Here is a 23,846-nt window from a genome sequence, read left to right on the forward strand (position 1 = left end):
TCGTTGGGGAGCCTGCTCCTCGGGCGGAGGGTGGCGGAGGGCCTCTGTCCTCTCGAGCGAGGCCCCCGCCGCCGGTAACAAATTCAGGTGCTGCCCTGCTTTTCAGGCCTCCTTGGCCAGGCCTTCCGGAGCTGCCGTCAGCTTGCCCTGCAGCATCGCGCTGCCGGCATAGAGGCTGGCGCCCACCAGCCCCAGCACCGCGGCCTCCGAGAGCGGGCCGAGCACCGAGCCCAGCACCGCCATCGCCACGCCACCCGACATGAACGCCGCCACCATCGCCGCCGCCGCCTTCCTCATCTCTTCCACCCTCCTCATCTATCGGGGCCCGTCGCCCGTCACTCTCGTGCCTCTGTCCTTTCAATCTATGTGCCGGGCTCGCGCGCTTCAGGAGGGAAGGCGCGAGGCAAAAGGAAGGAAAACCTTTTCCCACCCTGGGTGCCGATCCTTGGAAACCGACGGGAGGATCGCACGTCGCGTTCCGGAAAATTTTCCCGGACCGCAAGGCATCTTTGGGGAGGGCAACGCGCAACCCACCGCGATCCATTGGTTTTCCTCTCCTGGGGAGCGTGGCACGCGCGGTGCTACGGCAAGCCCGCCGAAGGAACAACGCTTCAACACGCCAGTACGGCGTGGGGGCGAGTAGCGGACACACGGATGGAGGAGAGGCGAACAATGAGCAAGACGCGGGCGAGTTTCTGGGCGGTGGTGGGCGTGCTGCTCCTGGCAGGGTGCGCCCACAAGCCGGCGATGAAGGTGGACAACTCGGATCAGCCGTACCGCATCGGGCGCGAGGACGTGCTGGATGTCGCGGTGTGGAGGGACGCGGATCTGTCCCGCACGCTGCCGGTGCGTCCGGATGGCTACATCTCCATGCCCATGACGGGCGACGTGCTGGCCGCGGGCAAGACGCCCACCGAGCTGGCCGAGGAGATCAAGGGCCGGCTGCAGCCGTACGTCCAGGAGCCGCGAGTCACCGTCATCGTTCGTGAGGTGAACAGCAGCCGCATCTTCGTCACGGGCGAAGTCACCCACCCGGGCGCCTACCCGCTGCGCGGACGCGTCTCGCTGGTGCAGGCCATCGCGCTGGCCGGCGGCTTCACGGACTTCGCGAACTCGGACGGCATCACCGTCATTCGCAGCGATGGCCAGGGCGGGAAGATCCCCGTGCGCTACAGCGATCTGATCTCCTCGGACGGCAACGGGGACGTCATCCTGCGCCCGGGTGACACCATCGTCGTGCCGTGAGGCGACGGGTGAGGGCAATCGAGGGCGAGGGGGCGGGGATGCGTGCAAGGAGGGCGGCGATGATGGGTGGCGTGAGGAAGCTTCTGGCGGCGTGCATGTTGCTGGCCGGGCCTTCCGCGATGGCGGCACAAGTCCTGGATCCCTCGCTGCGGTTCACCGCGGAGGAGCGCTACGACGACGACTTCCGGCTCGCCGATGGCGCGACCGGTGGTCAGTTCATGACCAAGCTGTCTCCGCGGCTGGGGCTGGAGCTGAAGGATCCGCGCTCCACGGGCGAGGCCTTCTACGCGGCCGACCTGCTCGTGCGGCACGGCTCGGGCAACGCGACGCTGGACCACCGGGGTGGGCTGTCGTTGAGCCACGCGCTGTCCCGGCGGCTCAAGCTGGACTTCACCGGACGCATCTTCCGGGTGACGGATCCCACGTCGCTGCCTCGCGAGGGAGTGGCGCGCACGCTGTCGCCCACGCTCTACGGGCAGGCGCGGGTCTCCGTCTCGAATCGCGCCACGCAGCGCCTGGATGTCCGGGCCAACTACGCCTTCGAGGGGGCCAAGGTGTACGAGGAGGGCCGCGAGCCCGGCTTCGTCCACACGCCCTCGCTCGAGGCCTGGTACCGGAGCACCCGGCGGCTGACCCTGGGGCTCGAGTATCGCTACCAGGGCTTCATCTTCGGAGAGAAGTTCTCCGACGCGCACGGCGCCTCCGCGGCCCTGCGCTACCGGTTGACCCGGCCCACGACGCTGACGGTGCGCGGCGGGCCCGTGCTCTACACCTCGCCCGAGGGAGAGTCCGGGTGGCTGCCTCGCTTCTCGGTGGAGCTGGCTCGGGAAGGGGAGCTGCTCGATCTGGGCGTGGCGGTGGGGCATGACCTGGTGGGTGCCAGCGGCTTCACCAACGCGCTGTGGGCGGACTACGCGTCGGTGGTGGTGGGCCGGCGCCTCAGCAGTCGGCTGACCGCGAATGCCGCGGCCAGCTTCTTCCGTAACGGTCGTGCGCCGGGCGAGGGCGCCTTCCGCTTGTACGACTCGCCGTATGTGTCGCAGGGCTATGCAGTGGGAGGCAGCGTCGATTACCGGCTCAACCGGTACCTGACGCTGCAGGGGGCCGTGGACCGCATCGCCCAGGTGGGCGAGGGAGACGCGGCGGCTGGGGTGAACCTGGCGCGCAACGTCTTTGCGGTCCGGATGTTGATCTCGGCTTGGTAGTGCACCTGAGGAGGAGGAGCAGAACATGGAGCGTGGGATGACGGCGGACCAGGTGCTGGTGGCCCTGTGGCGCCGCAAGGCCCTGGTAGGGGCCATCGCAGCAGCGGTGTTCGCGGTGGGAGCGGCCGTCGTGATGACCCGGCCGAGCATGTACGAGGCGTCCTCGGTGGTCCGCGTGGAGCCTCAGCGGCCCAGTGAGGAGATGGTGCAGCGCACCGTGAGCGAGCTGATCGAACAGCGCCTGCTCACCGTTCGCCAGGAGCTGATGGCCCGGCCGGTGCTCGAGAAGGCCATCCAGGAGATGAACCTCTATCCGGACATCGTGTCGGAGAAGGGCATCGAGGCCGCGGTGGCGCAGATGCGCAAGGACCTCACGATCAAGGTCGAGGGTGAGAACGCCTTCGAGCTCACGTACGCGAACCGGGATCCGCAGGTGGCGTCGCAGGTGGCCAACCGCCTGCCGGCCATCTTCGCGGAGGAGACGCTCAAGCTGCGCCAGGCGCAGGCTTCGCGCGCCACCCAGCTCTTCACCGAGGAGATGGACGCGCTGGCCAAGAGCGTGTCCGCCTGGGAGAAGCGCATCGCCCAGTTCAAGGTGGACCACATGGGCGAGCTGCCCGAGCAGCTGGAGATGAACATGCGCGGGCTGGAGCGCGTGAGCCACCTGCTGCAGACCAAGTCCGAGGAGCTGCGCGCGGCCGAGGCCCGGCGCTCGGATCTGGCCCGGGCTCGCAACGCCGCCGACAGCGAGGCGGGCCGCCTGGAGGCCGCGGAGAACGGGCTGACCCGGGAGCTGGTCGCCGCCCGTACCTCTTGGACGGAGGATCACCCCGAGGTGAAGCGCCTGCAGAACGAGCTGGGCGCCCTGTCCTCCAAGCGCAAGGACGCCGAGGGCCGCATGGTGGCCGAGCGCCAGGAGCGCGCCCGCGTCGCCGAGCTCATCGGCAGCATCCAGACGGAGATCAAGGACCTGCAGAACCAGGCCGAGACGTTCCAGAAGCGCCTGGACAGCACTCCGCGCTGGGCCCACGAGCTGGGCGTGATGAACCGGGACTATGAGATTGCCCGCACCAAGTACCAGAGCGTGGTGTCTCGCCGGGTGGAGGCGGAGATCGCCGAGGAGCTGGAGGCCAAGAGCTCCAAGAGCCTGTTCAACGTCATCTCTCCGGCGGGCGTGCCCGCCACCCCGGCCCGGCCGGATCGCTTTGGCGGCCTGCTCATCTCGCTGCTGATCGCCCTGGGCGCTGGCGTGCTCACCGGCGTGGTGCTCGAGATGCGCGACGACAGCATCCGCGACGGCCACGAGCTGCGCGAGCGGATCACCCTGCCAGTCCTGGCGGTGGTCCCGAACATGCAGGGGAAGACGGAGAAGCGGGTGTTGATGCCCTCGTCGACGACGCGGAACGGGATTTCTTCCCCGACCACGTTGAACTGAGGCTGAAAAAAGGAAGCTGAGGGGAGATGGCAATGGATCAGACGATGGAGCGGGCGGGCAACTTCCTTCCTCGAGTGGACGAGTCGGCGGGCAACCCGAACGCAGTGGATCGCCGGGTGGTGACGCTGACGGCCCCGGCCTCGGCCGCGGCCGAGCAGTACCGCACCCTGTACTACCGGCTGGAGCGGATGCGGGAGGTGAAGCCGATGAAGGTCATCGCCTTCACCTCGGCCATGCCGGGCGAGGGCAAGACGGTGACGGCGGTGAACCTGGCGCTGGCGGCGGCCAAGGCCAACCCGGAGCGGCGCATCCTGCTCATCGACGCGGACCTGCGTCGCAGCCAGGTGGCCTCCGTGCTGGGCATCCGCGGCAAGACGGGCCTGGCGGAGCTGCTGGCCGGTGAGTGCGATGTCCGGGATGTGGTGCGCCGCTTCAACGCGACGCGCCTGGCGGTCATCCCGGCCGACAGCACGCCGGAGGATGCCACGCAGGTGCTGGCCAGCGGCCGGATGAAGCAGTTCCTCAAGGCGGTGCGCGACAACTTCGATGAGGTGTACATCGATCTGCCGCCCACGCTGCCCTTCGCGGATGCGGCCATCCTGAGCCACCTGACGGACGGGGTGCTCATGGTGGTGAGGGCCAACGTCACGCCGGGCAAGGCGGTCAACCAGGCGGTGGAGCAGCTGGGCGGCGCGCCCATCCTGGGCTGCGTGCTGAACGGGGCGGAGGTGAACACCACTCCGTACCTGAAGAACTACATCAAGAAGTAAGGGCTGGGGTGGTACCCCGTCGCTCCCCTCGGGTTCGGGGGGAGCGGCGGTTGCGGTTCGGAAGTTTCAATGGGCGGGTGGGTTGGAGGGTGCACGTGCTTCGGGTCTTTCATCACTATTTTTCTGCCAGGAAGCTCACGTTCTTTCTCGCGGAGAGCTCGGCGATCGCACTGGCCTGCGTCCTGGGCGCGGCGGGCTGCGCGTGGATGTTCTCTCCCGCTGGGACACGTCCTCCGCTGCTGACGCTGATGCCGACGCTGCTGGTGCTGAGCGCGGCCTTTGTCCTGGCCTTCCAGTTCACGCTGTACCTGCTGGATCTCTACGACTTGCGAGTGGCCGCCGAGGATCGCCAGCGCGGCTACCGCTTCCTCAAGGCCGCCGGCGTCACCGTGGCCGTGGTGGGCGCGGGCATGCTGGCGGTGGCGATGCTGTTCCCGGTGCAGCTGCCGCCTGGCACGCTCCTGGGCGGGGCGATGGGCGCCCTGGCCGGCACGCTGACGGTGCGCGTGGCCATCCACGCCCTGGTGGGTGAGCCCTCGCCGGTGCTCCTCGTCGGGGACGGCGTGAAGGCTCGAGCGGTGATGAAGGCCATCGAGGAGGGCGGCGAGGGCACCTTCAAGGTCGTCGCCATGGTGGATCCGCGCCGCGAGGGCGTGGGGCCGCTGGACGAGATGGCCGCGCGGCTCAAGGCCCAGTACGTGGTGCAGGCCGCGGACGACATGCGCGGCGCCAACTGGGTGGACGCGCTGCTGCGCTGCCGGCTGGACGGGCGGTGGGTGTATGACGCCACCGGCTTCTGCGAGCGCGTGCTGCGCCGCATCCCGGTGCAGTTCCTGCGCGCCAGCGACTTCGCCTTCGCGGACGAGCTGACCCAGTCGCCGACGCGGCGGGCCTTCAAGCGGGCGTTCGACGTCTTCGTGGCGTCGCTGCTGCTGGTGCTGGCCTCGCCCGTCCTGGTGCTGGTGGCGCTGGCCATCAAGCTGGACTCCAAGGGCCCCATCTTCTACCGGCAGGAGCGGGTGGGGCTGGGCGGCAAGTCCTACTGGCTGTGGAAGTTCCGCAGCATGCGCACCGACGCGGAGAAGAACGGCGCGGTGTGGGCCCGGGCCAATGACGACCGCGTCACGCGGGTGGGCCGGTTCATCCGCAAGACGCGCATCGACGAGATTCCGCAGGTCATCAACGTGCTGGTGGGAGACATGAGCTTCGTCGGGCCGCGGCCGGAGCGCCCCGTGTTCGTCGAGCAGCTCAAGCAGCAGATCCCCTTCTACGGGCTGCGCGAGGCCGTCAAGCCGGGCATCACGGGGTGGGCGCAGATCCGCTACCCCTACGGCGCCTCGGTGGAGGACGCGCGCAACAAGCTGGAGTTCGACCTGTACTACGTGAAGAACGGGTCGCTCTTCCTGGATCTCGGCATCATCTTCCACACGGTGCGGCACGTGCTGCTGGCGCGTGGAGCCAGGTAGTTGGAGTTGGAGCAGGCAGTCGGGTCGAGGTCGCGGCGGTGGCCGCCGCGACAGGGTGGGCAGGGCATCATGGTCGGTAGGGCGGGAAGGGGTGGGGCTATGTCGGTGATGGATCTGGATTCGACTCTTCATGAGGCGTGGGGAGAGAACACGAAGACCGCCCGGCAGCAGGGGCGGAACGAGCTGCTGCAGCCTCATGTGGATCGCCCCACGCGCATCGTCGCGATGGGCGGTGGCACCGGGCTTCCGGTGGTGCTCCGGGGCCTGGCGCGGCGGGCCATGCCGAAGGCCGGAGATCCCGGCGTGGACATCACCGCCGTCGTCACGATGAGCGATGACGGCGGGAGCTCGGGCCGGCTGCGCCGCTCGCACGGGGTGCTGCCTCCCGGGGACATCCGCAACTGCCTGGTGGCGCTCGCGGGCGGCAAGAACGCGCTGGCCGAGGTGTTCCAGTACCGCTTCGGCGGGGCCAAGGGCCTGGCCGGGCACGCGGTGGGCAACCTGCTCATCGCCGCCCTGGCGGAGCTCAAGGGCGACTTCCTGGAGGCGGTGCGCGTCTCCGGCGAGATGCTGGGCGCCCAGGGCCGGGTGCTGCCGTGCACGCTGGCGCCGGTGCAGCTGGTGGCGAAGATGGATGACGCCACCGAGGTGGTGGGTGAGCGCAACATCGTCCGCGCCCAGGGCCGGGTGCGCCGCGTGTCGCTGAGCCCGCGCTCTCCGCCGCCCGCAGAGGGGCTGCTGGAGGCCATCCACACCGCGGACCTCATCGTCATCGGGCCGGGCTCGCTGTACTCGAGCGTCATCCCCAACCTGCTGGTGGATGGGGTTGCCCAGGCCCTGCGCGAGTCGCGGGCGCTCAAGGTGATGGTGGCCAACCTCATGACGCAGCCCGGAGAGACGGACGGCATGGACTGCCTGGACCACGTCCGAGCGGTCATCGACCACGCCGGCCCGGTGCTGGACGCGGTGCTCATCAACGGCACCACTCCGCCCACCGAGGCCATCCAGCGCTACTCGCGCAAGGGCGCCTACGTCATTCCCGTGAACCGCCGCGAGCTGATTACCGCCGGCGTCGTTCCCGTGGAGGCGGATCTCCTCAAGGAGGGGTCCAAGATCCGACATGACGGCCGGAAGATTGCTCGCTGCCTGCTGAAGATGGCCCGCAGCGGCTTGTAGTCGGCCCTAGGCATTCCCACCTTTGCTCGCGCGGTCGCCCCGGGGGGAGGATCGCGCCTTCGGGAGTCCTGCACACATGGAAGCCAGACAGCTCACGCCCGCGCCGAGTGTCCAGGAGGTGACGGACCGGGCCGGGTTCATGGCCCTCGCGCCCGAGTGGAACGCGCTCGTCGAGGCCACGTCCAACGAGCTCTTCTACCGCCACGAGTTCCTGCGCATCTGGATCGACAACTTCGCGCCCTCGGCGCGGGTGCGGATCCTCACCCTGCGGGACTCGGACGGACGGCTGACGGCGGCGCTGCCGCTGATGGCCGAGCGCACGACGATGTACGGCGTCCCGGTGCGACAGCTGTCGGGGACGGCCAATCCGCACTCGTGCCGGTTCGATCTGATTGCCCGGGAGCCGGAGGCCGCCGCGGCGATGTTCCTCTCCTGGCTGCGGCTGGACCGCGGCTGGGACGTGCTGCGGCTGACGGACGTGCCCGAGGGCGGGGCCGGCTGGAGCCTGCTCGAGGAGGCGAGGAGCGCGGGCCTGGCCACGGGGACGTGGGAGTCGCTCCAGTCGCCCTACGTGCCGCTGCCGGCCACCCGGGAGGCCTTCCAGGCCACGCTGCAGTCCAAGTTCAAGGCCAACTGCCGGCGGCGCCGCAAGAAGCTCGAGGAGAAGGGCAAGGTCGAGTTCGAGCGCGTGGACGGCGGCCTGGAGCTGGAGAGCAAGCTGGAGGAGGGCTTCGCGCTCGAGCAGAGCGGCTGGAAGGGCCAGCGCGGCACGGCGATGGCGCAGGACGCGAGCACGCGGGGCTTCTACACGGAGCTGGCGCGGGACGCGGCCTACTCCGGGCGGCTGTCGCTCTACTACCTGCGGCTGGACGGGCGGCCGGTGGCCTTCCAGTACGGCCTGACGTACGGCGAGCGCTACCTCCTGCTCAAGCCTGGCTACGACGAGAGCCTCAAGGAGTGCAGCCCCGGCCAGCTCCTGATGGACGAGGTGCTGGCGGACTGCATCTCTCGCGGGCTGCGCGAGTTCGACTTCCTGGGGCCGGACATGGTGTGGAAGCGGGACTGGACGGACAAGGTCCGCCGCCACACCTGGCTCTCCGTGTTCAACGACTCCGCCTTCGGTCGCGCGCTGTGCGCGGCGAAGTTCCGCTGGGTCCCCGCGGCAAAAGAGGTGATGGCGCGATGGAAGAAGTGACTTCGTCCCAGAAGCTGTTCGTTCCCTCCCTGCCTACGCTCTGGCCGAGCATGCTGTGGGGCAAGGGGCAGGCGAGCGCCTTCCAGCCGTTCGCGGCGCAGAACGTGCGCTACTTCTACTTCGCTCGCAACGCCGTCTGGCTCACGGTGAAGATGCTCGGGCTGGACAAGGGCGAGGTGCTCATGCCCGCCTACCACCACGGCGTGGAGGTGGAGGCCGTGGTGGATGCCGGCGCCACGCCGCGCTTCTACCGCGTGGGCTCGCGCTGGGACGTGGACCTGCAGGACGTGGAGAAGAAGATCGGCCCGAAGACCAAGGCCCTCTACCTCATCCACTACGCGGGCTTCCCGGGCCCGGCGGCCGAGATGCGCCAGATCGCCGACCGCCACGGGCTGCCGCTCATCGAGGACTGCGCGCTGTCGCTGCTGTCCGCGGACGGCACGGTGCCCTTGGGGACCACGGGCGACATCGGCATCTTCTGCCTCTACAAGACGCTGCCGGTGCCCAACGGAGGCGCGCTGACCATCAACGGCGCGCGCCAGTACAGCCTGCCGGAGCCGCCCGCGCCGCCGTCGACCTCCACCTTCAGCCACACCGTCTCCGCGCTGCTGCAGAACCTGGAGCTGCGGGGTGGGGCGATGGGCCGGGGGCTGCGCCGCGTCATCCGCGGCGTGGGCCATGGCACGGTGAAGGCCGCCAACATCAAGCGCGTGGCCACCGGGACGCAGCACTTCAACCGGGAGCACGTGGACCTGGGCATGAGCCCGCTCACGAAGCGCATCGCCCTGGCGCAGGACCTGGAGGGCATCGTCGAGAAGCGCCGGCGCAACTACTTCTTTCTGCTCGGGCGCCTGCGCGACATCTCTCCGCCGCTGTGCAACCAGCTGCCGCCGGGCGTGTGCCCGCTCTTCTACCCGCTGGTGGTGCAGGACAAGGCGGAGGTGATGGCGAAGCTGCACGAGCAGGGCATCGACGCCATCGACTTCTGGAAGCGCTTCCACCCGGCCTGCGACGCGGCCCAGTTCCCCGAGGTGCTGGAGCTGCGCCGCTCCATCGTGGAGATCCCCTGCCACCAGGATCTCAGCCCCGAGGTGATGGCCTCCGTGGCCTCGGCGGTGCGCGAGGCCGTGAAGCTGGATCGCCGCTCCCGCAAGCGCGCGAGCTGATTTCCTTCTCTTCGAGAGTCGACACACCATGATCCGTGAATCCGAGGTGACACCCGAGCCGCGGCCTTCGCAGTGGCTCCAGGTGGAGATCGTCCACGAGCACGCCGTGCTGGCGCGGATGCGCTCCGAGTGGGACGCGCTGCTCGACGCGAGCGACGCGGGCCCCTTCAACGCCTGGGAGTGGATCTACCCCTGGTGCCGCCGCATCGCGCCGGACCGCCGGCCGCTGGTCCTCACCGCGCGAGACAGGACGGGCACGCTGGTGGGCCTGATGCCGCTCGGCTTCGAGCTGCGCCACGTCCTTGGGCGCCAGGTGGGCCGGCTCTCCTTCCTGGGCGAGACGCACATCGGCAGCGACTACCTGGACGTGGTGGCGCGGCGGGGCATGGAGGAGGCGGTGACGCGCGCCTTCGCCCACGGGCTGCGCGAGATGCACGGCGGCTGGGACGTGCTGGACCTCACGGACCTGCACGAGGACTCGCTGACCGTGAAGGTGCTGCGAGAGACCTTCCCGGAGCTGGAGGTCCGCGTCACGGAGCGCTACGTGTGCCCGTACGAGACCTTCACGCCCGGCGAGCCCTTCGACGCCTTCCTCAAGCGCACGGGCCGGCGCGACAACTTCCTGCGCCGCCGCAAGTGGCTGGAGAAGCAGGAGGGCTATCGCATCGAGCGCACGGAGGCTCCCGGCGAGCTGGCCGGGCCCATGACGGACTTCTTCCGGCTGCACGCGGCGCGCTGGGCCGAGGACGGTGGCTCCCAGGGCATCAAGGGCAAGGGCGTGGAGTCCTTCCACCGTGACGCCACGCAGTTCCTGGCCGAGCGCGGCCGGCTGCGGATGTACATCATGAAGGTGGGCGGCCAGGCCGTCGCCTCGGTGTATGGCATCCTGCACCGGGACACGTTCATCTACTTCCAGTCCGGCTACGATCCTGCCTGGCGCAACCGGAGCGTGGGCCTGGTGCTCGTGGGTGAGACGTTCAAGGACGCCATCGAGGCGGGCCTCACCGAGTACGACTTCCTGCGCGGCACGGAGACGTACAAGTCCGACTGGACGACGAAGCAGCGGCGCACGGTGTCGGTGCGCATCCACGCCACCCAGGGCGCGGGACACTGGTTCACCCGTCACGAGGAGGTGGCGCGAGACGCCCGCGAGGTCCTCAAGCGCGTCCTGCCCTCCGAGACGGTCGAGCGAATCCGGAGGTTCCGCCGCCGCCGGGCCGCGGTGTGACACCCGGGGTGGGCGGAAGCCGCTGGCGAACTGGTATGACAGGTAGACCAGTTCGTCGAGAGCGCGACCGGAGGGCCGACCTCAGCGGCCGACTTCCTGGCGGAGCTGGGCGATGGCGGCGTCAAGGCCCGGCGGCTGCTGGTTGCGCGGCACCTCGACGGTGAAGCGCTCGAAGTAGTCCAGGGCCTTGGGGCGGTTGCCCGACTGCAGGTTGATGAAGCCGAGGAAGAGCAGCGCCTCCTGGGCGCCCGGGTAGGTGTCGGCCAGCTCCAGCAGGTCCCTCTCCGCGCGCTCGACGTCGCCTCGCAGGGCGTGCAGCACCCCGAGGTGGACACGGGACTCGACGTGGAACGGATCCACGGCGAGCGACTTCTGGGTGACCTTCTCGGCCATCTCGAGCTCGCGGGTCCGGATCATCTCGTGTCCCACGAAGGCCGCGGCCTCCAGATCGTTCGGGTTGGCCTCCAGGCGCTGCCTGGCCGCGGCGAGCTCCTCGTCCTCACCGGGCATCCGCTGCGGCGGCTGCTGCTGCTGACCCGGGGCGGACTGACCCGGGGGAATCCGCCCGGTGGCCTCCATGCCATCGTCACGAGCCCGCTGCTCCGAGACGAGCAGGTAGCCCAGCGATCCAAAGAAGAGCACCACGCCTGCACCCCACAGGGCACCCACCAGCTGAGGGTTCCGAGCGGCGAAGCCCGTCGGAGCAGGAGCGGCCTGGCCGGGAGCAGGAGCCGCCGAGCCGGGCGCGCCAGCCGTTCCAGGCTTGCGCTGCAGGTGCTCATCGCGGGCCCGCAGCGCCGCCGCGGCCTCGCGCTCCAGTCGGGACTTCTCCGCCTCGAACTGCTCGGGGGCGAGGTTGTGCTTGTCCGCCACCAGCTCCTTGAGCTGCTCGATGAGCGACTGCGCGCGCCGATCGAGATCGTCCAGCACGCCGTCACGCTGGGGCGTAGGCGTGGCGGAGGTGCCGCCCTTGCTCTTCTGGAGCAGCAGGTAGGCCAGCCCGCAGAGCAGGGAGATGCCCAGGGCGATGATGCCCGGCAACCAGTTGGTCTGCGTCATCGCTCCAGCTCCTGGCGAACGGCCTTCAGGTAGGGATCCTCGGCATCAGGGGTGGGCGCCGAGGGTGTGGCGGCAGGGGGCGCGCTGGTGGGCGCCGGGGCCCGCTTGATCTGCCGCGAGATGACCAGGGCTCCACCCACGATGAGGGCAATGGGGCCCAGCCACACGAGCCAGTTGAAGCCCGACTTTGGCGGCTCCAGCAGCACCCACTCGCCGTAGCGCTCCACGAAGTAGTCGATGATCTGCTGATCGGACTTCCCCTCGGCGACGAGCTCGCGCACGGTGTCGAGCTGGGCGCGGGCCATGGAGGCGGGGCTGTCCGCGATGGAGACGCCCTGGCACACGGCGCAGCGCAGCAGCTTGCCGAGCTTCTGGACGCGCTGCTCGAGGGCGGGATCGGCGAGCGGATCGCTCCCGCCCTTCTGGGGAGCGAACTGGCCGGTCACGAGTCCGGCCGCGAGGGCGAGGGAGAGGAGGGCAGAAGTCATAGGGGGTACCCCGGGCGCGGCTTACCTAGCGCCCCGGCGCAGTGTTGCACAGCGAAACCTTCACGGGGACGGCCATCTTCCCGGCCAGCCCCTGCCTGCCTGGCCGGGGCAGGGGAGCAGGGCGTGAGGCCCGGCCGCTCAGCCTCGCCTGTTGTCGTCTTCGTCGGGCGGCATGTCGTCGTCGGGAGGCATGTCGTCATCGAGAGGCATGTCGTCGTCGGCGAACTCGTCCGGCGGAGGCGCGTCCGGGTCCTCATCGTAGGGCTGGTCCTCGGGGAACTCGTCCGCCACGGGCTCCGGCAGCTCCTCGCGGCCGAGCGCCTGGAAGACGGCCACGAGCCCCAGGGGGACGAGCCCGCCGAGGAACACGAGCGGGCCCATCTTCATGTGGATGTTGACCAGCGCCCAGGCCAGGCAGATGACCATGACGCCCACCGGCACGAAGCGCAGCCACACCGGGCGCTCCACCTCGGGCTTCAGCATCAGCATGGCCAGCAGCGCCAGCAGCCCGATCTCCACCGTGGCGCCCATGGGCAGCTGCAGCCCCGACACCCGGAGCCCGCCCTCGCCGCCATAGGGGGTGGGTCCGCTGGGCACTTCGCCCACGATCGTCCAGGTGAAGAAGAGCGCCAGCAGGCACACGACGATGCCCGCGAACGCCAGCACCCGCATGCCCCGCAGCGCCTGCCGGGGCTCGAAGAGCTCGGCGTAGCCGTCCGGGCCCACGAGCACCTTGGTCCACTGATCGCGCAGCACCAGCGCCGTGCCGCCCAGCCACAGCAGCGGCAGGATGCTCATCTCCAGCAGGGGCAGGATGAGCGCCACGGCCAGCGCCGAGTACACGGCGGGCAGGAAGCGCGGCAGCACCGACTCGGGGATCCAGTCCAGGAGCGGGTTCGGCAGGTGGGCGACGCGGTACTCGCGGGCGATCACCATGGCCCCGCCCAGCGTCATCACGAAGGACCAGAACGGCCCCACCCCCGCGAAGAAGGGGAGGATGGTGAGCCACAGCGCCACCATGTGGAGGATGACGCCCAGCGAGGTGGGCGAGTGCGCCGGGACGTGCTCCAGCCACTTCGGCCCGTCGTACGGGGGCTTCGCGGAGCGCGAGTCCGCCAGCGCGGCTCCACCCTCGCGCTCCTCCGGGAGGACGGCGGGCGGCTTGTACTCCGGCATCCGCGCGCCGCACTCCTCGCAGTAGCGCAGCCGGGGCTCCGCGGCGACCGTGCCGCACTCCGTGCACTGGTGCATGAACTCACGACCTCCGCCCGTGCCACTTCGCATGGCACGGGCCTGACAGCTCGAGGCTCAAGGCTGAGCCGTCACGGTGGATGCAGTCCTGGCGCTCAGCTCGCGGATGCGGTTGGCCAGCGTCTGGGGATCGATGGGGCCCACGTGCTTGCCCATGATGATCCCGTTGGCGTCGATGAAGTACGTCTCCGGCACGCCGGCCACTCCGTAGTCCACGGAGATGCGCGAGCGCGGATCCACCAGCTGCGGGAAGCTGGCCCCGTACTCCTGGAGGAAGCCCCGGGCGTTCTCCTCGGTGTCCTCGAAGACGATGCCCAGGAACACGGCCTGGTTGCCGAACTCGCGCGCGCCCCACTCGAGCACCGGGTGCTCCATCTTGCAGGGCCCGCACCACGAGGCCCAGAAGTTGATGACCACCGGGCGGCCGCGCAGCTCCGCCAGGCTCACCGGCTTGCCGCTGTCCAGCGCACGCAGGGTGAAGGCCGGCGCCGGCTTGCCCGACAGCATGAAGGGCACCTCGTGCGGATTGCGGCCGAAGCCCTTGAGCAGCACGACGAGCAGCGCGCCGCAGATGGCCGCGGCGCCCAGCGTGATTCCCCACCTCATGCCGCACCCCGGTTCATGTCACTGCCGGCCACCGGCGCCGCCTCCGAGCTGGCCGGAGTGCTCGCGCCCACCGCCACGCGCCGCCGCGACGGCCACAGCGAGATGAGCGAGCCCAGCACCAGGATGGGGATGCTGTACCAGATCCACCCCACCAGCGGGAAAACCCACACGTTGAGGCTCGCCGTCGTTCCCCGCTCGGAGAAGGCCATCAGCGAGATGTAGAGATCCTCCTTCGGGGACTCGCGCACCGCGGGCGTGCCGATGGGATCCGTGCTGCGCTCGTAGTAGTTCATCCGCGGCTGGTACTCCTCCACCTTGCCGCTGGGAGTCGTCACCTCCACGCGCGCCGCCACGAAGGCGCGGTGGGGCTCCTGGCCCTCGTTCGTGCCCAGGTACTTGAGCTGGTAGCCGCCCAGCGTCATGGACTCGCCGATGCGCAGGGTGCTGGAGGTGTGCTTGACGTATGCGGACGAGGCGGCCACCGCCACGAAGATGACGATGATGCCCAGGTGCACCACGTAGCCGCCGAAGCGCCGGCGCGCCTTGGAGGCGCTCTGGACCACGGCGGTGACGAGGCCCTCCTTGCGCTCGCTCATGCGCACGCGGATGGGCGCCACCAGCTCGCGCAGGGTGATGAAGGTAGCGAAGCCGGCAAGCCCAAACGTCAGCAGTGGGTAGAAGCCTCGCATGCCCGCCGCGTAGCACACCGCCACCACCACCAGCCCCGTCACGGCGGGGATGATGAACTGCCGGCGCACCGTGTCCTTGTTCGGCGTACCCCAGGGCAGCATCGGCCCCACGCCCATGAGGAAGAGCACCGCGATGCCGCCAGGCACGGCCATCTTGTTGAAGTACGGCTCGCCCACACTGACGCGACCGCGGCCCACCGCCTCGGCGACGAGCGGGTACACCGTGCCCAGCAGCACCGTGAAGGTGATGGCCACGAACACCAGGTTGTTCACCAGGATGCTCGTCTCACGCGACATCAGTGAGTTGATCTGCCCCTGCGGCACCAGCAGGTGCCCGCGCGTGGCGATCAGCCCGATGGAGATCACCAGCAGCACGGCGATGAACACCAGGAACGTGGGGCCGATGTCCGACTGGGTGAAGGAGTGCACCGAGTTGAAGATGCCCGAGCGCGTCATGAACGTGCCGAGGATCGTCAGGATGAAGCTGGCCAGCGCCAGGCTCATGGTCCACAGCTTGAGCATCTGCTTGCGCTCCTGGACCATGGTGGAGTGCATGAAGGCGGTGGCCGTCAGCCACGGCAGGAACGAGGCGTTCTCCACCGGATCCCACGCCCAGTAGCCGCCCCAGCCCAGCACCGCGTACGCCCACCACGAGCCCAGGATGATGCCCACCGAGAGGAACATCCACGGGATGAGGATCCAGCGCCGCAGCGGCGCCATCCACGCGTCGCCGATCTCCCCGCGCAGCAGGCCCGCCACCGCGATGCCGAAGGGCACCGTCATGCCCACGTAGCCCAGGTAGAGCATGGGCGGGTGGATGACCATGAGGATGTGGTTCTGCAGCAGCGGGTTGGGCCCCGGGCCGTCCGCCGGCACCTGCGCCAGCGTGTGCCAGGGGTTGGCCGGCCCGGCGATGAGGAAGGCGAAGAAGACGCCCACCGCCAGCATGGTGCCCAGCGCCAGCGACATGTAGCGCTTGTGCTCGTTCTTGTGCACCAGAGCGAAGGCCAGCAGGAAGCAGCCCATGATGGCGCCCCAGAAGAGGATGGACCCCTCCAGCGCGCTCCACAGGGCGACGATCTTGAAGAGCAGCGGCGTGGCGCGGCTACCCACCTGCGCCACGTACTTGATGCTGAAGTCGTCGGTGACGAGCGCGTACACCATCACCAGGTTGGAGCCCACCATGCAGGCGAAGAAGCCCCACACCGCGCGCCGCACCCACTGCGAGCCCGCGTCCGTCTGCCGCAGGCCGCTCGTCAGCCCGACGACGGCTCCGAACGCGGCGCACACCAGCGCGCCGAGCACGAGCCCGTATCCAATCGTTGCGTTCACTGAGGCCTCGTCGACGCCGTGGCGGAGCTGTCAACGCTCTCCTTCCACTCGCGCGGCTGTTCGCCCGGCTTGGGCGCGCGGTACTCGTTGGAGTGGTTCACCATCAGCCGGTTGGAGCTGAACACCTGCGACTTGTCGAAGGTGCCCTCCACCACCACGCCGATGCCCTCACGGAACATCTGCGGCGGCACCTCCGTGGAGCGCACCGTCACCGCCACCGACTGCGGCGTGTGATCGCTGGACACCTGGAAGGTGAGGTTGGTGTGCTCGGCGTTCCACTGGATGGTGCCGGGCTTCACCACGCCGCCCAGGCGGATGGTGGGGCCATAGGCCTTCTCGCCCTGGCTCAGCATCTCCGCCGGGCTCCAGTAGTAGACGAGGTTCTCGCCGATGTTGCCGAAGGCCACGAAGGCCAGGCCGGCTCCGGCCACCAGAAGGGCACCCAGGGCGATGAGGCGGTTACGGACGACTGGCGTCATGGTTCACTCCTTCTGGCCTGCAGATGGGTTCTTGGGCCGCCGCAACCAGAGCGACAGCGCGTAGACGACGAACGAGCCCCAGGTGATGCCATAGCTCACCCACACATAGCTCCAGCCACCCTGGATGCGGCCACTGCCCACCTGGCCGGCGGCCGTCTGGGCCAGCACCGTCAAGCTCTCGAGCGCGCTCATCACGCCACCCCCGCGGTGCGGTTGGTCGGGACATTGGGGCCGGAGCCCGGGGAGCCCGGCAGGGCGTCGGGCAGGGCCACCTCGGCGTTCCGCTCGGCCAGGGCGATCCGGTAGCGGTGCATCAGGAAGAGGGCCACCAGGGCCAGGAAGCCGTAGGCGCTGATGCGCAGCGGAATCCAGAAGGCCGGATCCGTGGTGCTCGGGGTGGACTGCTGCTGGTGCAGGCTGCGCCACCACTTCACGGAGAACCAGATGATGGGCAGATCCACCGCGGCGATGATGCCCACCACGGCGCTCCACACCGCGCGCTTCTCCGGATCCTCCACGAAGCGGCGCAGCGCCATGTAGCCCATGTACGCCACCAGGAGGATGGCCGCGGTGGTGAGCCGGGGATCCCACGTCCAGTACACGCCCCAGGTCGGCCGGCCCCAGATGGCGCCCAGCAGCACGCCCACCGCGCCGAACACCAGCCCCACCTCGGCGGAGGCCTCCGCCAGCGAGTCCGTCTTCCAGCTCGGCTTGAAGAGGTACGTCACCGAGCAGGCGAAGTTGAGCGTGAGCGCCAGCATCGCGTTCCACACCGCGGGCACGTGGGCGTACATGATGCGCTGCACGTCGCCCATCTCCCGGTCCGGCGGCGCCACCGCCAGGCCCCAGTAGTGGCCAACGCCCACCAGCAGGAGCGCGTAGACGGGCAGCGTCACCTTCGCGTACTTGCGGCCCACCGTGAGCAGCAGGAGCAGGACGAGGGGCGGCAGATAGATCGTGAACAGCGACATCAAGTCCATACTCAATCCTCGATCACCCTCGGAAACAGCAGGAAGCCCAGGCCCCAATAGATCAGGTTGAAGCCGCCGAGCAGACCGAACCACGAACCGATCTGATTCATTGGGTCACCTTGAAGCACCAGCATCATCGCCTTGGCCGAGGCCAGCAGGGCCGGAACGATGAGCGGGAACAATAGCAGAGGTAGGAGCACGTCCCTCGCGCGGGCGTTGCTGGCGATGGCCGCATACACGGTCCCCGGGGCGGCAAGCGCCATACACCCGAGCACCAGGGTGGCGAGCAGCTCTCCCACCCCCAGCACCACCTTCACCCCGTAGAGCGCCACCATGGCCGGGACGAGCAGCCCGCCCAGCACCACGAGGAGCAGGGTGTTGCCCAGCGCCTTGGACAGGAAGATGGCGCGCGCGTCCGCCGGGGCCAGTCGCAGGCCGTCCAGGCAGGCGTTCTCGTACTCCACCCGGAACGACTCGCCCAGCGACAGGGTGCTGGCGAAGAGGATGGCCAGCCACAGGTAGCCGCCCGCGTTGCGCTCCAGCAGCTTGGTGTCCGGGCCCAGCGCGAACGAGAACAGCAGCAGCGTGGAGAGCGCGAAGAAGATCAGTGCATTGAGGCGGGCACGCGTGCGCCACTCGATGAGCAGATCCTTTCCCAACAGGACGAGGGACGCGCGCACAAGGCCGATGGGAGCAGGGCGCTTCATGCGGGCACCGCTCGGCCTTCCTGCAGGTGAAGGCGCTCCTCGCACAGGGTAAGCCCCTGTTCGATGAGGTGGGTGGCCAGGATGACGGTGACGCCCGAGGCCTTGAGCTCGCCGATGATGGCCTCCATGGCCTGGATGCCGGCGGGATCCAGCTCGCCAAAGGGCTCATCCAGCAGCGCCAGGGCCGGCTTCTTCATCAACAGCCGCGCGATGGCCAGGCGCTTGCGCATGCCCGCGCTGAAGTGACGGACGGGGCTCTCCGTGCGCCGGGTGAGGCCCACCCGCGTCAGCAGCTCGCCGGCCACCTCCGCCGCGTGAGCCAGCCCCAGCAGGCGAGCGAGCACGGTGAGGTTCTGGTGCGCCGTGAGATCCTCATAGAGGAAGCTGGCGTGGGACAGCAGCGCCACCTCCTGCCGCACCGCGTCACGGTCGCTGACGGCGTTGCGCCCGAGCACTTCCACGCGGCCGGCGGTGGGAGACAGGGCGGTGGCCACCAGCCGCAGCAGGGTGGTCTTCCCCGAGCCGTTGTGGCCGGTGAGGAGCAGGGAGCGGCCCGGGGGGAGCGAGTAGGTGAGGCGCGCCAGGGCCCAGTGACGCCCATAGCGCTTGCTCACGTCGTGCAGGGCAATCGCGGGGGGCGAGGCAGGGGCTTCCATCGAGGGAAGCGTTCGTAACTGGAAATCGCGCCGTTCTCCAGTGAAAGCCGGCTTGATCGGGGCTCGCTCGGCCCCCTTTGGAGGCCCCCGGGGGCAGGTCCTCGCCGCTCCTCAGTCGGACTGCTCCGTTTCCTGCATCGCGTGGGGAGGGTGCTTTCGATCTGGAAAGTTTTTCTACCCCAGGTCCCATTTGTTCCAGGGGCGGCACGGAGCCTTCCCCGCGGGCGGCTCCAATGTGCGGTAGTCGCTACGAATGGGGCTGGCATCGCCCATGCATTACTCCCGGGCAAGGGATTCTCTGCGCATGGGGTAGGTCATGGGTGCGGGTCGGTTGGTGCGGAGGGCAGTGAAGGTCGCGGCGGCGGGAATGCTTCACTACAGCGGACTGAGGAAGGCGATGGCGGCGTACCGCCGGAGCCAGTCCGGTGGGCGGCGCATCCTCATCGTCAGCTACCACAGGGTGGTTGGGGACTTCACAGGCGAGCTGCAGCGGTCCATTCCGGGGCTGCTCATCTCCCAGGAGACATTCCGCAGGCATCTGGAGGAAGCGAACCAGGCGGGCTACGAGTTCGCGTCCATCGGGGACGCGGTGGACGTGATGGCCGGCCGCAAGGTGGCCAAGAGGGATCTGTGCGTCATCACCTTCGATGACGGGTACCGGGACGTGTACCGGTACGCCTACCCGCTGCTCAAGGAGATGGGCATCCCGGCCATCGTCTATCTGCCGACGTCGTTCATCGGCACGGAGCGGCGGTTCAACCACGACCGGTTGTTCCACCTGGTGCGGATCGCGAAGAAGAAGAAGCTGCGGCCCTACTTCTGCGCGCTGCCGCCTCCGGCGATCGAGCTGCTCGAGCCGGTGCTGGCGGAGAAGAAGACGCTGTCCGCGGCGCTGGACGACTTCATCGGGGAGCACTCCGCCAGCGTCCTGCTGGAGGTCATCGAGTCGCTCGAGCAGGAGCTGGGCGGTGGCAAGGGGCTGATGCCGCCGCAGGGCGACATCATGGACTGGGACGAGGTGCGGCGCATGGCTCGAGACGGCTTCGAGTTCGGCGCGCACACGCTGGGGCACACCGTGCTCACGCTGGAGCCTCCCAACGTGGTGGAGCGGGAGATCCTCGAGTCCAAGCTCGCCATCGAGCGCGAGGTGAACATCCAGGTGAAGGACTTCGCCTACTGCAACGGGTGGTACTCGGACGAGATCATCCGCGTGCTGGCGGCCCACGGGTTCCGCTCGGGCGTCACGACGGAGGACGTGCCCAACCGGATCGGCGGAGACCCGTTCACCCTGAAGCGCAAGGTGATGTGGGAGAACTTCAGCATCGGGATGCTCGGGGATTACTCGACGGCGCTCACCGGGTGCCAGCTCGATGACTGCTTCGGCGTGCTGGGCGTGAGCAGCCCCGTGATGGGCCGGCGGCCGCACTTATCCGTCGTGGAGGCCGCCAACCGGCTGCACATCCGCGGCGAGTTCGCCGGGAGGACACCGACGTGAGTTCCAGCCCGGCGCCGGCCTCGCCCAGCTCGTTCCTGGGCAAGGTGGGTCCCCTGGTGTTGGCCCGGCTGTTCACCGCCGGGCTGACGCTGTCCATCCCGCTCGTCCTCGCCCGGGTGCTGAGCCTGGAGGAGTACGGGACGTACTACCAGCTCTTCCTGATCGCCACGACGCTGCACTACGTGCTGCCGTTCGGGGTGGTGCAGAGCCTGTACTACTTCCTGCCGCGCGCGGAGCAGAAGCGGCCCTACCTGGGCCAGACGATGCTCTTCGTGACGGGGGCGGGCGTGGTGGGGGCGGTGCTGGTGGCCGCGCTGCTGGGGCCGGTGGCCGGGCTGTTCTCCAACCCGGCGCTCCTGGAGTTCCGGGTGCCGCTGGCCATCTACACCGCGCTGCTGATCGGCGGCTTCCCGCTGGAGGTGTCGCTCACCAGCCAGGGCCGGACGAAGCACTCGGCGGTGGTGTACCTGGTGTCCGACAGCTTGCGGGCGCTGGCCATGGTGGTGCCGTGCCTGCTGGGCATGTCGCTGCACGGGATGATGGTGGCGGTGGCGGGGCTCGCGGGCCTGCGCTACCTGGCCGCGTGGGTACTGGCGCTCAAGGGCTCCACGGGGCCGGTGCTGAGCGGGCGGCTGTTCCGCGAGCAATTGGTGTACGCGGCGCCCTTCGGGGCGGCCATGGCGCTGTCCATCCCGCAGCAGAACGCGCACTTCTACGTGGTGGCGGGCGCGGTGGCGCCGGCGCTGTACGCGCTCTATCGGGTGGGCTGCTTCCAGCTGCCGGTGGTGGACCTCCTCTATACGCCCACCAGCGAGGTGCTGATGGTGCGCCTGGGCGAGCTGGAGAAGGAGGGGCGGCTCGAGGAGGGCGTGGTGGCCTTCCGCGAGGCGGCCGGGAAGCTGGCCTTCGTGTTCCTGCCGTTCGCGGCGTTCCTCTTCGCCGCGGCGCCCGAGTTCATCTCCGCGCTGTTCGGCGCGAAGTTCCTGCCCGCGGTGTCCATCTTCCGGGTGAGCGTGCTCGGGGTGGTGCTGTCCATCCTGCCGATGGATGGCGTGCTGCGCGCCCGGGGCCACACCCGGGCCATCTTCCTGTCGTACCTCATCAAGGCGGTGGTGACGGTGCCGCTGGTGTGGTGGGGCGTGCAGCGGTTCGGGATGAAGGGCGGCATCGTCTCGTGGGCGGTGGCGGAGCTGGTGGGCAAGGCGACGCTGCTGGCGCGAGTGCCCGCCGCGCTGTCCACTCCCGAGCAGCGGCTGCGCATCCGGGACGTCATCCCCTGGCCGGAGCTGGGCAAGGCGGCCCTGGCGGCCGTGGCGGCGGCGGTGGGCATCTTCGCCCTGCGGGCGGGGACGGTGAGCGCCTGGGTGACGCTGCCCGAGAGCTTCGTCTGGCGGGTGCTGCCCCTGGCGGTGGCGGGGCTGCTGTTCGTCATTGGATATGTCGCGGTGCTGTATGTCACGGGTATCCGGCCGCTGCGCGTGCTGGCGGGGATGCGCTCCCGCGGGGCGGCGTGATCGCGGTGTAGCGGACACCTGGGGAGGGCTTCCCTCCCTGGGGTCGGGTACCTAGGTTGCGGTCCACTGGTTGGGTCTGGGAGGGCGTGATGGGGTTGGATGCGATGACGCTGTATCGGATCGCGCGCAAGCTGCACCTGCGTGGGGTCCCTGTGTTGCCGGCGGTGCTGCGCAAGGCCATCTATTTTCTGCACAGCTCGTACATCCCGTACGAGGCGGAGATCGGTGAGGGCACGCAGCTGGGCTACGGCGGCATCGGGGTCGTCATCCACAAGGCGACGAAGATGGGGCGCCACTGTCTGATCTCCCAGCAGGTGACCATCGGTGGCCGCTCGGGCATCGAGGGCGCGCCGGTGATCGGGGACTACGTCCGCATCGGCGCGGGCGCGAAGATCCTCGGCAACATCACCATCGGTGACTTCGCGGTGATCGGCGCCAACGCGGTGGTGCTCAAGGACGTGCCGGCGGCCACGGTCGTCGCGGGCGTGCCCGCCAAGGTGCTCCGCCAGGATCCGGATCCGCTCACCACGTACCAGCGTGAGATGGGGCTGCTGCCTCGCCGCCAGGTGCCGTCGACTCCCATGGAGATGCCGCTCCAGTAGCCGGAGGTCCGAGCGTCATGCGCGTGCTTCTCATTGGAGACTACCCCCCGCCGTACGGCGGGGTGGCGATCCACGTACAACAACTTCATCGATTTCTTCGCGGGCGCGGTATCGAGGCGAAGGTCCTGGACATCGGAAAGGGCGGCCGGCCGGCTCCGGACGTCATCCCGGTCCAGTCCCTGGCTCGGTTCGGGCTGCGGCTCGCGGGATTCTTGAGCGCTGGGTGGACGGTGCATGTCCACACCAGCGGCAACAACCCGAAGTCCTGGATGCTGGCCGCGGCGGCCGGTGTCCCGGCACCCCGAGCGCCTCGCGTCATCACCCTGCACTCGGGGCTGCTGCCGGACTTCCTGGCGGGCTCCTCGGCGCGCAGGGCGCTGGCCCGGGCCGCGCTCGCGGGGTACTCGCGGGTGGTGGCGGTGTCGCAGGCGGTGAAGGAGGCGCTCGTCGGGTGTGGCGTGCCCGAGGAGAAGATCCTCGTCCAGCCGGCGTTCTGCGCCTCGCAGGTGCAGCCGGGGCCGGTGACGCCCGAGGTGGAGCTGGCGAGGGCCCGACGCAAGCCGCTGCTGGCCATGGCGCACCACCCGTCGCCCGTGTACGGGCGGATGGTGATGTTCCGGGCGCTGCGGATGCTCGCGGAGGAATTGCCGGGAGTGGGGCTCGCCGTCTTCGGCCCTGGGACGCGGACTCCGGAGTTCGCTCGCGATGCTCGCGAGACGCACGCGGCGCCGTACCTGGAGGATCTGGGCGAGCTGGATCACTCGGAGGTGCTGGGCCTGATGTCGCGGTGTGATGCGTTCATCCGGCCCACCACGCATGACGGGGATGCCATCTCCGTGCGCGAGGCGCTGGCACTGGGAGTGCCCTGCGTGGCCAGCGACGTGTGTACCCGGCCGGAGGGGACGTACCTGTTCCGGGCGGGGCATGCGCCGGACCTGGCCCTGCGGGTGCGGCAGGCACTGGTGGAGGGCCCGGCGGAGACGGCGCTGCCGGATGCGGGGCCCGTGTTGCTCAGGCTGTACGAGGAACTGTCCGAGCCTCGGCTCGAGGGTCAGCGGCCGGCGATGGCCACCTGAGGCCGAGCTTCACTTCGCTGGATTTCCATACGGGA

At 69.3% G+C, this 23,846-nt stretch carries 24 protein-coding genes; 13 read left to right on the forward strand and 11 right to left on the reverse strand.

All coding sequences use genetic code 11. From position 1 onward, the window contains the following. Positions 1-102 precede the first annotated feature (102 nt). The gene (locus KY572_RS40715; RefSeq protein WP_224249140.1) at positions 103-297 is read right to left on the reverse strand and encodes a hypothetical protein; all 195 of its coding nucleotides are present in this window, start codon (positions 295-297) and stop codon (positions 103-105) included. A 375-nt stretch (positions 298-672) separates the two neighbouring features. Here KY572_RS40715 and KY572_RS40720 point away from each other — a divergent pair, with 375 nt between their 5' ends. The 9 genes from KY572_RS40720 to KY572_RS40760 all read left to right on the forward strand — a co-directional run bounded on the left by KY572_RS40720 (position 673) and on the right by KY572_RS40760 (position 10,886). Further along, the gene (locus tag KY572_RS40720; RefSeq protein ID WP_224249141.1) at positions 673-1,245 is read left to right on the forward strand and encodes a polysaccharide biosynthesis/export family protein; all 573 of its coding nucleotides are present in this window, start codon (positions 673-675) and stop codon (positions 1,243-1,245) included. 62 nt (positions 1,246-1,307) lie between these two features. Further along, on the forward strand, positions 1,308-2,450 hold the full coding sequence (locus tag KY572_RS40725) for a hypothetical protein (protein ID WP_224249196.1): 1,143 nt from the start codon (positions 1,308-1,310) through the stop codon (positions 2,448-2,450). A 25-nt stretch (positions 2,451-2,475) separates the two neighbouring features. Further along, entirely contained in the window at positions 2,476-3,885 is a 1,410-nt protein-coding gene (locus KY572_RS40730) for a GumC family protein (protein ID WP_224249142.1), read from the forward strand. A 32-nt stretch (positions 3,886-3,917) separates the two neighbouring features. Further along, complete coding sequence (locus KY572_RS40735) at positions 3,918-4,655, forward strand: CpsD/CapB family tyrosine-protein kinase (protein WP_224249143.1); 738 nt, start codon at positions 3,918-3,920, stop codon at positions 4,653-4,655. 95 nt (positions 4,656-4,750) lie between these two features. Beyond that, complete coding sequence (locus KY572_RS40740; RefSeq protein WP_224249144.1) at positions 4,751-6,121, forward strand: sugar transferase; 1,371 nt, start codon at positions 4,751-4,753, stop codon at positions 6,119-6,121. 99 nt (positions 6,122-6,220) lie between these two features. Then, positions 6,221-7,297: a gluconeogenesis factor YvcK family protein gene (locus tag KY572_RS40745; RefSeq protein WP_407660094.1), complete on the forward strand. Its 1,077-nt coding sequence runs from the start codon at positions 6,221-6,223 to the stop codon at positions 7,295-7,297. Positions 7,298-7,373: 76 nt separating this feature from the next. After that, positions 7,374-8,492, forward strand: coding sequence for a GNAT family N-acetyltransferase (locus tag KY572_RS40750; protein WP_224249146.1), 1,119 nt, complete (start codon positions 7,374-7,376; stop codon positions 8,490-8,492). Further along, complete coding sequence (locus tag KY572_RS40755; RefSeq protein ID WP_224249147.1) at positions 8,480-9,658, forward strand: DegT/DnrJ/EryC1/StrS family aminotransferase; 1,179 nt, start codon at positions 8,480-8,482, stop codon at positions 9,656-9,658. The genes KY572_RS40750 and KY572_RS40755 overlap by 13 nt, the downstream gene beginning before the upstream one ends. Positions 9,659-9,686: 28 nt before the next feature. After that, positions 9,687-10,886 carry a GNAT family N-acetyltransferase gene (locus KY572_RS40760; protein ID WP_224249148.1) on the forward strand — a complete coding sequence of 400 codons (1,200 nt, stop codon included), beginning with the start codon at positions 9,687-9,689 and terminating at the stop codon, positions 10,884-10,886. Between the two features lie 81 nt (positions 10,887-10,967). On the opposite strand, the gene KY572_RS40765 is transcribed toward KY572_RS40760, so the two are convergent. From KY572_RS40765 to ccmA, 10 genes are all read right to left on the reverse strand, one after another. Then, on the reverse strand, positions 10,968-11,945 hold the full coding sequence (locus KY572_RS40765) for a tetratricopeptide repeat protein (RefSeq protein WP_224249149.1): 978 nt from the start codon (positions 11,943-11,945) through the stop codon (positions 10,968-10,970). After that, the gene (locus KY572_RS40770) at positions 11,942-12,433 is read right to left on the reverse strand and encodes a cytochrome c-type biogenesis protein (RefSeq protein ID WP_224249150.1); all 492 of its coding nucleotides are present in this window, start codon (positions 12,431-12,433) and stop codon (positions 11,942-11,944) included. The genes KY572_RS40765 and KY572_RS40770 overlap by 4 nt, the downstream gene beginning before the upstream one ends. A gap of 138 nt (positions 12,434-12,571) precedes the next feature. Further along, the gene (locus KY572_RS40775; protein WP_224249151.1) at positions 12,572-13,684 is read right to left on the reverse strand and encodes a hypothetical protein; all 1,113 of its coding nucleotides are present in this window, start codon (positions 13,682-13,684) and stop codon (positions 12,572-12,574) included. Positions 13,685-13,741: 57 nt separating this feature from the next. Then, positions 13,742-14,290, reverse strand: a complete 549-nt coding sequence (locus tag KY572_RS40780; protein WP_224249152.1) for a TlpA family protein disulfide reductase — start codon at positions 14,288-14,290, stop codon at positions 13,742-13,744. Next, complete coding sequence (locus KY572_RS40785) at positions 14,287-16,311, reverse strand: heme lyase CcmF/NrfE family subunit (protein WP_224249153.1); 2,025 nt, start codon at positions 16,309-16,311, stop codon at positions 14,287-14,289. Before KY572_RS40785 ends, KY572_RS40780 begins: the two co-directional genes overlap by 4 nt. After that, entirely contained in the window at positions 16,308-16,790 is a 483-nt protein-coding gene (locus tag KY572_RS40790; RefSeq protein ID WP_224249154.1) for a cytochrome c maturation protein CcmE, read from the reverse strand. Before KY572_RS40790 ends, KY572_RS40785 begins: the two co-directional genes overlap by 4 nt. A gap of 3 nt (positions 16,791-16,793) precedes the next feature. Then, positions 16,794-16,982 carry a hypothetical protein gene (locus KY572_RS40795; protein ID WP_224249155.1) on the reverse strand — a complete coding sequence of 63 codons (189 nt, stop codon included), beginning with the start codon at positions 16,980-16,982 and terminating at the stop codon, positions 16,794-16,796. Further along, entirely contained in the window at positions 16,982-17,770 is a 789-nt protein-coding gene (gene ccsA / locus KY572_RS40800) for a cytochrome c biogenesis protein CcsA (RefSeq protein ID WP_407660095.1), read from the reverse strand. The genes KY572_RS40795 and ccsA overlap by 1 nt, the downstream gene beginning before the upstream one ends. A gap of 2 nt (positions 17,771-17,772) precedes the next feature. Continuing rightward, complete coding sequence (locus KY572_RS40805; protein ID WP_224249156.1) at positions 17,773-18,468, reverse strand: heme exporter protein CcmB; 696 nt, start codon at positions 18,466-18,468, stop codon at positions 17,773-17,775. Next, a complete protein-coding gene (gene ccmA / locus KY572_RS40810) occupies positions 18,465-19,124 on the reverse strand; it encodes a heme ABC exporter ATP-binding protein CcmA (protein ID WP_224249157.1) in 660 nt (219 codons plus the stop codon). Before ccmA ends, KY572_RS40805 begins: the two co-directional genes overlap by 4 nt. Positions 19,125-19,521: 397 nt before the next feature. On the opposite strand from ccmA, the gene KY572_RS40815 reads away from it, so the two are divergent. From KY572_RS40815 to KY572_RS40830, 4 genes are all read left to right on the forward strand, one after another. Beyond that, on the forward strand, positions 19,522-20,619 hold the full coding sequence (locus KY572_RS40815) for a polysaccharide deacetylase family protein (RefSeq protein ID WP_224249198.1): 1,098 nt from the start codon (positions 19,522-19,524) through the stop codon (positions 20,617-20,619). Continuing rightward, the gene (locus KY572_RS40820; RefSeq protein ID WP_224249158.1) at positions 20,616-22,133 is read left to right on the forward strand and encodes a lipopolysaccharide biosynthesis protein; all 1,518 of its coding nucleotides are present in this window, start codon (positions 20,616-20,618) and stop codon (positions 22,131-22,133) included. The genes KY572_RS40815 and KY572_RS40820 overlap by 4 nt, the downstream gene beginning before the upstream one ends. Before the next feature lie 89 nt (positions 22,134-22,222). Next, positions 22,223-22,735 (forward strand): serine O-acetyltransferase, encoded by a 513-nt coding sequence (locus tag KY572_RS40825; RefSeq protein ID WP_224249159.1) that lies wholly within the window; start codon positions 22,223-22,225, stop codon positions 22,733-22,735. 17 nt (positions 22,736-22,752) lie between these two features. Then, the gene (locus KY572_RS40830) at positions 22,753-23,811 is read left to right on the forward strand and encodes a glycosyltransferase family 4 protein (RefSeq protein ID WP_224249160.1); all 1,059 of its coding nucleotides are present in this window, start codon (positions 22,753-22,755) and stop codon (positions 23,809-23,811) included. Positions 23,812-23,846: the final 35 nt, after the last annotated feature.

The sequence above is a fragment of the Hyalangium gracile genome (assembly GCF_020103725.1).
Lineage (GTDB): Bacteria > Myxococcota > Myxococcia > Myxococcales > Myxococcaceae > Hyalangium > Hyalangium gracile.